The organism is Pseudonocardia sp. ICBG1293 (assembly GCF_020131355.1).
Lineage (GTDB): Bacteria > Actinomycetota > Actinomycetes > Mycobacteriales > Pseudonocardiaceae > Pseudonocardia.
Map to the genome: position 1 here is coordinate 1 of NZ_JAHLEL010000083.1, position 2,630 is coordinate 2,630.

The following is a 2,630-nucleotide window of genomic DNA, read 5'->3' on the forward strand; positions in this document are numbered from 1 at the left end:
AGGGTGTGGTGGGCGGTGCGGCGCTGCGCCGGGCGGGCGACGATTTCGATCGGGCGACCCGGTTCCGGGGCGGGTGTTGCCGTCGGAGTGGTCACCGACGGCGGTGTCGTTGCGGCAGTCGGCGTGGCGGCTCGGCGCGATCCGCACGGTCGGCCGGCGTGGGGAGGGCGACGCGGCGCGGCTGGCGCGGGCGTTGACCACGTTGGTTGCCGAGGTCGTTGAGCTGCGGTTGGCGCAGTCGCGGTTGGCGCAGGCCCGTGCGGCCGAGCGCAGCCACACCGAGCTGCGCCAGGCGATGCCCGCGATGGCCGGTGCTGTCTCGCCGGCTGTGCCGGAGCCCGGTGCACGTGGTCTGGAGCCGACCGAACCGCGCCAGGGGGCGTCCGGCCGGTCCGATCCGGGACCGCAGAGCTCACAGCCCCGGCTGCGCCCGCGGTCGGCGACCGGGCCGGTGCCGGCGGCTGGCGGGAGTAGGCCGAGACGAGGGAGGGACCGATGAGTGGACAGATGGAGCAGGACGTCCCGCTGCTGGGGATTGGTCGCGAGCAGACCCAGGCGTGGACGCAGACGGCGCTCGCCGTGGCGAACCTGCTGCGCCAGCGCCGGATGGAACTCGACCAGCGGGCGTGGAGCCTGGAACGCGCTGCCGCACGGGCCAGCCAGCAGTACAGCATCGACTCTGACCCGCGGGTGCGGGCGATGGCCGCAGCTGACGAGGCGGCGTTCCGCGCGGCCGCGGAAGCCGGCGTCGAGGGGGTCGAGTACCGGACCAGTGATGAAGCACAGTTCGGGTGGACGGTCCACACCACGATGGGGCCGATGCCCGCCGACTCGCCGTCGGGTACTCGGGGCGCATGGGGCCTTCACGGCTACGGGTCCTACGGTGACAAGTCGCTGTCGATCTTCGTGGTGGTTCCTGATCGCGAGACCGCAGTGCAGCTGCGCGACGAGGTAATCCGCGGCCAGCAGCGCACGCTCAAGGACCTGGGGAGCCTGGGCGCCTACGGACATCAACGGGCCGAGCACGCGCGCACCGAGGTCCGCGAGGTACCTGAGCAGCTGCGCGTGCGGATGGCCCACAGCCTGGTCCAGGCATGGCCGGACGACCCGGATCTCGTCCGCTCGGTCCTGACCCCGGCCCAGCTCGACGACGGCACCCTCAGCTTCCGCGAGGTCGACCGTCTGGCGGCGCTGTTGCGTGGGATGGAGGACCGCGGTCACGAGATGGAGGAGGTCTTCGGGACGTTGCTGACCGACGAGCTGCGCGAGTTCCACGCGCAGAACCCCGACGGTCTTGCGCAGAAGCTCTACAGCCAAGCTGTTGCGCTGCGCGATCGGGTCCATGTCGTTGACTCGGATCCGATCGACCCCGCGGTGGCCCGTCACGTCGAGGAGGCGCTGCGGACTGGGCTCGACTCTGCCGGCATCGAGCCCAGCACGATCTACGACGCATCTGCCTACCCACGCTTGTACGCCCAGCTGTGCGACCTGCGCAGCGACGGCCACGACGTCGCAGCGTTGCTCAGCGACCTGCCCGGGGAACCGATCAGCAACGCTCGCGAGCCTCTGTCCTACCTAAGTGTTGTGGTCAGGAACCGGGCGGAGTCGGCCACGGCGTCGGAAAAGAACCCGGAATCGGACCGCGAGCAGGCTGAGGCCGAGGTGGGACTTGGCCGCACCGGGGTGGACTTCAGCCCGGCCGAGTGGATGATGCGCACCTATCTGTCGCCTGCGACCGTGGATGCAGTGATCGGGTGCCGGACCTGGCCCGGCCTGGCCAAGCAGGTCCTGGGGTGGAAGGCCGAGGGCGTCGATTTTGGCCCGCAGCTGGCGCAGGTTCCTGAGACCCGGGTGCAGAAGGCTATGTTCCCGGCCGCCTATGTGAAGACGATCGTGCGGCACGGCGTCGACCTCGAGGAATCGGTTCGTGCACGCGTCAGCGTCGAGGAGGAGATCGAGGAGCAGGACCGCGCGTACGCCGAGCGGATGGAGGCGCTGAGCGAACTCGGTGAACCGGCGCTGCCGGTGACCAGCCCGGCCCGCGACGGTGTCCCGGAGACACCGTTCGTGATCCGCGAGCTGGATCCCACCAACGCCGTGGAGCGCGAGCAGCTGGAGATGTCGCGGGGAGCCGGCACCGTCGCCGACGACCATTACATCGAGGCGATTCTCCATTCTGATGACCCGGGCCAGACGTGGCTCGAACTCAACGGCACCTCGCCGAGCGAGGCGCCGACCGCCCAGATCGAGACCGCGCCCGCCGCCGCCGATCAGAAGCAGCCGCAGCCCGGGCCCACCGAACCCGGCCCGTCGAGCGTGGTCCCGGAGCCCGCGCACGATCAGATCGGCCGGGCCGAGCTGGAGCGTGCGGTAGCCCAGGCCGAGCACGACGACGTCCCGACAGCGGGTGCTCTGCGGGCTGATCTCGCCCACCGCCCCCCGGAGGCATCGACATCCCGCCCGTCGCCGGAGGCGAAGCCGACCGCTCCATCTGCACCCGGGCCGGCGCCGGTGCGGGCCCGAACCAGGCGCCGCGGCGCCTGCGCTGACCGTGCCCCCGCGCGAGCGGGGCCCGGTGCACCGGGTACGACCGAGGAGGAGAAGGCGATGAGCCAGACGGCATCGAGCGT

Annotated in this window: 1 pseudogene; it reads left to right on the forward strand. The window is 71.3% G+C overall.

The features are described from left to right. Positions 1–495: 495 nt before the first annotated feature. Positions 496–2,630, forward strand: a pseudogene (locus tag KPF47_RS36605) (hypothetical protein); the annotation flags it as partial.